Genomic DNA, 7,375 nt, shown 5'->3' with positions numbered 1-7,375 from the left:
GGACCTTTTGGTTACTTTTGGGTCCTTCCAAAAGTGACCCGCTGTAAAAGCGGAACCCTAAGTAGCCGTTACCGCAGCAATGGATATGTACACAATCCAACTGTGTTGACTGCCAGGCCGCCTTCGCGAGCAAGCCAGCTTCCACAGTTGACCTTGGCTCAATGGCGCCTCAGTGCTGGCTCTTGTGATCCAGCGCCGCATAAAAATTGGCACTCTGTTGCAGGTACTTCTGGGTATAGGCCGTGACATTGGATTTTTTACCAGTGACTTCCACGCTGGCGGCAGCAGGCAGTGCCACAGTGGCGGAAACAGCAGAAGCAGCAATGATCGAGAAGAGATTGAAATTCATGGCGGTAACCCTTGTGTTCGTTTGGTTGGGTGGCCTGGGAAGGCCTTGGAACCCAACTTACGCCCGAGGGTTGAACCTTAGAAATGCTTTGAAACAGTAGCCGTTATCACTGCGATTAATACAAAGGCTCAGGCCCCGCAGTGCGGGGCCTGTGGCTTATTGACGCACCAGAAACTTGAGGTCGCTGGGGGCATCGATCGGCAATTTCTGCACGGTTTTACCCAGCAGGCCGGTCTTGGGGTCGCGTTCAACCACCACGATTTCATTGCTTTTCTGGTTGGCGACCAGCAGGAACTTGCCGCTCGGGTCGAGGCTGAATTCACGCGGATGGTCGCCTTCGACGGAGCGGCGCTGGATTTCCTTGAGGTGCGCGGTGGCCGGGTCGATGCTGAACACCAGCATCTGATTGGCCGTGCCACGGTTGCTCACATAAAGGAACTTGCCATCGCTGGAAGCATGCAACGCTGCACCGGCCTTATCAGACGCCGGTTGGCCAGCCGCATAGTCCACCAACTGGGTTTGCTTAAGCTTACCGTCGTTGTAATCGAACACGGCCACCTGGGCGCTCATCTCAGTGGTCAGCCAAGCGTGTTTGCCGTCCGCACTGAACAGCAAGTGACGCGGGCCGCTGCCCGGTGGCAACTGCACCGACGCAGGGTTGGCCGCGGTGAGTGGCAGCTCGTGATTGGCCTTGGGATCGTAGCGGTAGGCAAACACCTTGTCTGCGCCCAGGTCCTGCACGAATACATACTTGCCGTCCGGCGACGACACCACCGAATGCACATGGTTGGATGCCTGGCGCTCCGGGTTCACACGGCTGGCCGGGTGCCCGCTCAACTGCACCGGCGCCGACAGCTTGCCACTGGCATCCACCGGCAAGATCGCCAGGCTGCCACCCGGGTCTTCCACCACCGAATAGTTGGCGACGAACAGGTAGCGCCCATCGGCGGCCACGCTGGAATGGGTGGGCTCATTGCCCAGGCTCTGCACCTGGTTGATCAGGGTCAACTGGTGGTTCTGCGGGTCGATGCTGTAGCTGCTGACACGCCCCACCGGGTCTTGCTGGCCCGGGCCGTTTTCATTGACCACGAACAACTGCTTCTGGTCTTTGGAAATCGTCAGCCAGGAAGGGTTGGCGGTTTTCGCCGCCAGCACCGGTTTGCCGTTGAACTGCCCGGTACGGCTGTCGAATTGCAGGCGGTAAATACCCTCGCTGCTACCGGCGGTGTAGCTGCCCACCAGCAGTTCATGCACATCGCTGGGTGCGGCCTGTACCGACATCGCACCGACACTGCCAGCCATCAGCAGGGGCCAGAATTTACGCATCATCATCCGCTTCGTCCTCATCGTTATTGTTGCCGGTGAAGGCGCTCATGCAGATCAAGCGGTGCTCGCCCGACTCACCGGTAAGGGTCCAGCTTTGCAGCGTCTCGTCAAATGTGGCGGCGCCCACCTGCGCCGTGGTGAAGCTCCAGCGTTTTTCGGCCCGGCCATCCATGGCGGTAATCAGTAGCTCTTCTTCCCTTAACTGGAAATCAAAGGCATGCAAGCCGTCGATTTCAAGCATGTCGCTGGTTTCAAGCACGGGGCGCAAGGAGGCGGATTCGGCAGTCATAACATCAATCGTTCAGAGGAAAGACCTCATGATAGGTCAAATGGTTGCAGCGGCGTAAATCCTCGCGTGATCGGCGCCGCGTTTACATGCCGCCATACATGCACCGCCCTATTCCCGCCCAGGCAAAATCAACTGCTAGCGGTCATGGCGCGTCAACGGAAACGACTGATTACCTATTGTTGATGTCGCGTAAAAGCCGGGCCCGGTAGTTTCCATTCGCCTGCTCACACGATGCGAGCAGGGTCACCTTTATGACGAGCATGATTGCAACGACAAGGAAGCTACACGATGATCCAGGGAAACTACCCCCAGCGTTTTTTTGACCAAAACCTGCCCCTTTCATTGCCCGCCCCAGCTGCCCGCCAGCCGGCCGACACCCACCCTGCCCTGGCGAATGCGAGGCCTGACCAACCGCTGAGCCGACCCCGACGCGCATCCGCCCCTCTGCGCACCCCGCTGACCACTCCTGGCGCAGCCACCGCCAACTCGCCGCAGATCACCGCCAGTGCGGTCGCCCACCAGTTCGATAGCCGCCCCACGCTACGTTCGGTGGTGTCGGACCTGCTTAACGACGCGATGAAAAGCCTGTACCCCACATTGGTATTCAACCCTGCCGAAACCGCAGTGGCCGAACCCCTTTCAAGCAACCCGCCACAGTACCGCCTGACCCCCTTGCTGGACGTTGCGTTGAGGCACCTGAGCAGCCACGACGACCTCGATTTTACCGACAAACATTCACTCCCCTGCACGCTCATCGATCAGACCACCGGGCATACCCTCAAGCCGGCGCCGTCGCCGAATGCCTTGAAGCCCGGCATTGATATGCAAGCCATCGAACTGGCCATCCGCAGCCTGCGCGCACCGCTCAAGAAAGCGTTCGAACAGGCCATGCTCAAGCACTTTGCGAGCAAACCCTTGGACGCCCACTCTCCCGACGCCAATCGCTGGCGCTGGCTCAGCGACACACTGAAAGACACCCTGAGAACCGCCGCATTGAAACAGCCTGGGTTGAACGCTCAGCAGCGCGAAACCCTTGACCAGATCGTGACCTACCCCGATCGCGCTCAACGCCAAGCGGTAAAGGGCGATGCGCCAGCCCAGGTGTTCATCCTCGACTCCGCTGTGAGCCACGCTAGCGGCAGCTCGTCGCTGCTTACCCCAGACCTGTTGATCACTCGCCAAGTCGATGGCCGCATGCAAGTACTGCACGCCAACGCCGCCGGCGTGGTGACACCCTATGACTCCATGCAGGCGTTCGGCGAGGCTTGGGGCAAAAACCTGGGCAAGGCCTTTGTCTTTGATGCGCTGAACTGGAAACGCCAGGAGCCTGCGGGCAACATTTTCGATACCCAGGCGGCGGTCATCCTCAACGCCATGGTGGAGAACATTGCGTCCATTGATATTCCCACCTCGGGCTCGCTTGAGGCGCTGGAGCAGGCTTTTACCCGGGCCAGTGACCCAAGCCCCTGGTTCGTGGGGGCCTATGCGCCCGAACCCCAAACGCTGGAACGCCTGCGTGAAAAGTTGCCCAAGTGGTTCGACCAGTCAAGCCCGGCAGAACGCGACACCTATCGACAGCACGCCTTGGCCCTGGCCAGCAGTGTGCGCCGCAACAATGGCCGCACCTTCCTCGACGGCATCCCCGATATCCGCACCTACGCCGAGCAACAGCTCGACCAGCATTTAGCCGGCAAGGGCTACACCGCTCAGGACGTAGAGGTAGTGTTCAAGGTCCCTGTGGGGAATATGGGCAGCAGCTACCAGGAGCGGATAAGGATAAGCCTGGTGGACATGGCCCTGGAAAACCTCTCGGGCCTGCCCAAGGGCGAGATGGAAGTCTATGTGCGCGGGCAGCGCGTCAACGATGCAAGCCTGCCAAAAATGCTCAAAGACCTGATCAACACCGTGGACATCGGCGGCCACTACCCACAGTTACTCAAGCGTGAGTTGCTGGATGACAACCCAGCGGCGCGTGACCGGCTGACACGGTTCGTCGAACAGGTGCCCCTCCAGCTCGCGATGCAGGCCCTGGAACTCAAGCTCAAGGGCGAGGCTGGCATTACTGCCCAGGGCTACGCGTCTATCGAAGCGATCACTCAACCTGGCGCGGGCAGCAAGCAGGTGGAGGGACAAGAGATCACCGTGCGGCCCCTGGCGTTCGTGCGCAAGCCGGGGGCGACGCCGGATGTGGTCGCCAATATGTTCATCATCGAACCCCTGGCCAGCGGTAGCGGCCCCCATATTCTCTATCGCCCCCAACTCAAACCGGCGCTGCTGGAGTTCGCCAGCCGGGACGCGCTGCTGGAGGCGATCCGCAAGCCCGGTGCGCTGCAAGACAGCGTGCTGGCCTGGTTGCCGGACGACAAGGTGCGCGCGGTGTATGGCAATGGCGGCTTTCACACGCCCAATATTGCTCGCTTTACCGTATTCAATGAGTTTGACCCGCCCGCCACGCCCAAACCGACGACCCTGGCCGTCGACGGTTATGCGGCTGCGACCACGCTACGCCAGGACCTGCTCAACGGCGACCTGGCCAAGCACTGGTTCCACTCCAACGCCAACAGCCTGGTCACCCTGGCTGAAGGCCAATCCACGTCCGATGCTGAAAGTCGTTGGGCGTCCTATAAGGAACTGGGCTGGCTGTTGTTCAATACCGTGCTGCCGCTGATGCGCGGGCCGGGCGCCATGGCTGGCTGGTTGCTGCAACTGGCCAATGCCGAAAACGACATCAAGCGCCTGTCCACCGCCAACGATCCGGACCCGGCCGGGGCAATGGTCGACCTGCTGGTCAACCTGGGCATGACGCTGACCCATGTCCCCGTTGCCGAATCCGCGCCTGCGCACACCTTTGAGCCATTTAAGCCAGGAGCCGGTGCCAGCGACCCTGCACCCCGCCCGCGACAGAGCAACGATCCCGCGCCCCCTGCGCCTATCATTCACCAAGCCCCGAACGCACCGGTCACACAAGGCTTCGGCGGTGGCGGTACGGCCATTGATATCAGGCTGTCGAGCCCACGCGGACTCACCCCCCAGCTGCGCGCGCACATCGACTCGTTCAAAGTGCCCGCACCGGCAGCTCCCGGCACCCCCATTGCCGAAGGCATCAGGAAGGGTCTGTATCAGGTGGATATCCACTGGTATGCCAAGATCGACAACCACTGGTTTCGCGTCGCGACCGACTTGGATGGCGCCTACGTAATCGATGAGCACAATAAGGCCCGCATCGCGCCCCCGATTGCGCGCGATACCCAGGGCAACTGGCATTTCGACCTGGCGCCCAAGCTCAGGGGCGGTATGCCAAAGAACACAAACCTGCAAGAAACGCTCGGGAGAAGCCAGCGGGAAAGGGCGCAAGCGGAGAAGAATTACCAGCGCAGCATGCTGGCACAGATGAAGGTTTCAGCAAAACATGATGCGGCAACTGGAACGATCAAGGACAGCATCATCGAATATCAGAACGCCCGAAAGAAACTCAAAACCCTACGCAACCTGGTCACCGATGATGCCTCGGCAAATCGGTTCGCCGCTGCCTACGCGCAGCATCAGCATGCCACCTTGGTACTCAAGAGCCGGCTGGATCAACAACTTCAAGCCCTCAAGCCGCTGACTCAGGAACTCCGGGCGGCCGGCGAACACACCATTGAAACCATAGCCCCAAAGAAAATAGGCGGGGTCGATGATCTGTCGACGTTCAAAGAGAACCGTTCATTGGAATACAGCTACATGTTGCACACGTTGATTGGGATAGAGGACTTCTATGTGCAACTGGTCACCGACGCCCTGCAATATGGCGTCAGTGGCGCTTCGATGGCAGACCTGGAAAGCACTGGCCATTCAGGTTCTCGGGAGGCGTACGATGAACTGACCCGCGTACTCGAAATGGCTTACCACGCAACGGGCAAGCTGCTCGAAGCCAGCGAGGCGATCCAATCGGTCTATGATCAATGGAAAAACGATTCTCCCTTTGCCAATAAGCGCGCCGACGAGTATCTGAAGACACGCTATAGCCGATCCCCCGCCACTGGGGTATTTATGGCCAAGATGAACCAGCTGGTGCTGCTCAAGCGGCTGGCCACCGAATGGACTGCGCAGTCCCCCGACATTGCCCAGCAGTTTCAGATGAATCGGTTCTTGAACGTTGACCTGAAAGCCGAATACGTGGCCTTCAACGATCTGCGCCAGTATGAGGGCTACAGCGCAAGCGAGCGCAGAGCCACGCTGACCACAGTCATCGACAAATACAGGCAGATATTGAGCGACAGCGTCACCCTGCAGGAAGAGCATCCGGCGCACTTTCGCCGCGATTATCACCAGCAGTTCAACGAGACACTTCAACGCTTCATCGACGATGCAAAAGCCGAGCTTGTACAGGCTGTCAAAGAAGAGCAACAGCTTATTCCGCTAGCCCCTGCGCGCAAGGATCGGCAGGCCAAACCGCAGAACAAGCGTGTGTTCCAGACCGAGCACAAAGAAAGCCTGATCGGCACGCTGCGCCCCCCCGTACCCGGCCAAGTCGTGAACATTATCGACGTGGTCGACCCACAGAGTGGACAACCGATCGCCAGCTACAGCGAGCACCCCGGGGAGCGTGGCTGGGTGAAGATCGTCCAGGGCCAGCCTACGGCGCCACGCCCTGTTTCATTACCCAAATCCTGGTCCAGCTACAAAAGCGAAGCGCAAAGCTTGATCGACGGCGTGACGAAGATAGAGCAGAGCATTCTTTTTCAGAAAAAGAAGCTCGACGACCCCGTGCGACGAGACACCGTCAGCCCCCGCGACTGGAACGACATGCTCGAAGCCCAGGCCAACCTGCTCATCGAAAAAGCGCAACAGGCGCAAGCCGCCCATGGCAGCAAACCGGAAACCGCCGAATGGGTGGCACGCTGGCGAGCAACGGCCGAGGACATCCTGCAAAAGGCCCGCCGGCATACCGCCGATGGCTATCTGGTACAGACGCCGACGGCGGAAAATGTCGATTACCTCTGGCGCCACGGCTTTGTCGATATCAACCTGGTACGACGCGACATCCCGACTAAAACTGGCGATGTCTTCACCGAATACGTGGTTCGCAAGAAAAACAAAATCGACGCGCTGTGGTACGCCCACTTCCACTATCCGCAAAAGGGCTGGGCGCGTGACGACTACACGGCGGCGCACCTGAAGACGCCGGCCCAGCGCACCAAGACCCAAAAGGATCTGATTGCCGAAGCCGGAAACAACGGGGTCGTGGAGCGCATCATCAAGGCCGGTATCACCAAGCCATTGGATGAAAGACTGTTCTTGAAATTGTGAAACCCGGCGCCTGAAGGCCAAGCCGCACCGTGTGCTAATGCCGTTCAGTTAAGCGTATATCGCCCACTGTAGGAGCGAGCTTGCTCGCGAAAACGTCAACGATAACGCGTGTGTCCTGA

General features: G+C 59.5%; 4 protein-coding genes. 1 reads left to right on the top strand and 3 read right to left on the bottom strand.

Annotated features, from left to right (window positions below; all coding sequences use genetic code 11):
* Window positions 1–169: 169 nt before the first annotated feature.
* The 3 genes from DK871_RS11820 to DK871_RS11810 form a co-directional block, all read right to left on the bottom strand.
* Window positions 170–349, bottom strand: coding sequence for a hypothetical protein (locus DK871_RS11820; RefSeq protein WP_056784568.1), 180 nt, complete (start codon window positions 347–349; stop codon window positions 170–172).
* A 156-nt stretch (window positions 350–505) separates the two neighbouring features.
* Entirely contained in the window at window positions 506–1,681 is a 1,176-nt protein-coding gene (locus tag DK871_RS11815; RefSeq protein ID WP_161905159.1) for a lactonase family protein, read from the bottom strand.
* Complete coding sequence (locus DK871_RS11810; RefSeq protein ID WP_161905158.1) at window positions 1,668–1,964, bottom strand: DUF5629 family protein; 297 nt, start codon at window positions 1,962–1,964, stop codon at window positions 1,668–1,670. Before DK871_RS11810 ends, DK871_RS11815 begins: the two co-directional genes overlap by 14 nt.
* 288 nt (window positions 1,965–2,252) lie before the next feature.
* On the opposite strand from DK871_RS11810, the gene DK871_RS11805 reads away from it, so the two are divergent.
* On the top strand, window positions 2,253–7,256 hold the full coding sequence (locus DK871_RS11805; RefSeq protein WP_161905157.1) for a dermonecrotic toxin domain-containing protein: 5,004 nt from the start codon (window positions 2,253–2,255) through the stop codon (window positions 7,254–7,256).
* Window positions 7,257–7,375: the final 119 nt, after the last annotated feature.

Source organism: Pseudomonas sp. L13, from assembly GCF_009935965.1.
Classification (GTDB): domain Bacteria; phylum Pseudomonadota; class Gammaproteobacteria; order Pseudomonadales; family Pseudomonadaceae; genus Aquipseudomonas; species Aquipseudomonas lactis.
The sequence above is the reverse complement of the archived record's forward strand: the minus strand, read 5'-3'. Positions and strand labels throughout refer to the sequence as shown.

Excerpts from the sequence above, each read along its gene's own strand:
- DK871_RS11820 (WP_056784568.1), bottom strand. The coding sequence starts at position 349 with ATGAATTTCAATCTCTTCTCGATCATTGCTGCTTCTGCTGTTTCCGCC.
- DK871_RS11815 (WP_161905159.1), bottom strand. The coding sequence starts at position 1,681 with ATGATGATGCGTAAATTCTGGCCCCTGCTGATGGCTGGCAGTGTCGGT.
- DK871_RS11810 (WP_161905158.1), bottom strand. The coding sequence starts at position 1,964 with ATGACTGCCGAATCCGCCTCCTTGCGCCCCGTGCTTGAAACCAGCGAC.
- DK871_RS11805 (WP_161905157.1), top strand. The coding sequence starts at position 2,253 with ATGATCCAGGGAAACTACCCCCAGCGTTTTTTTGACCAAAACCTGCCC.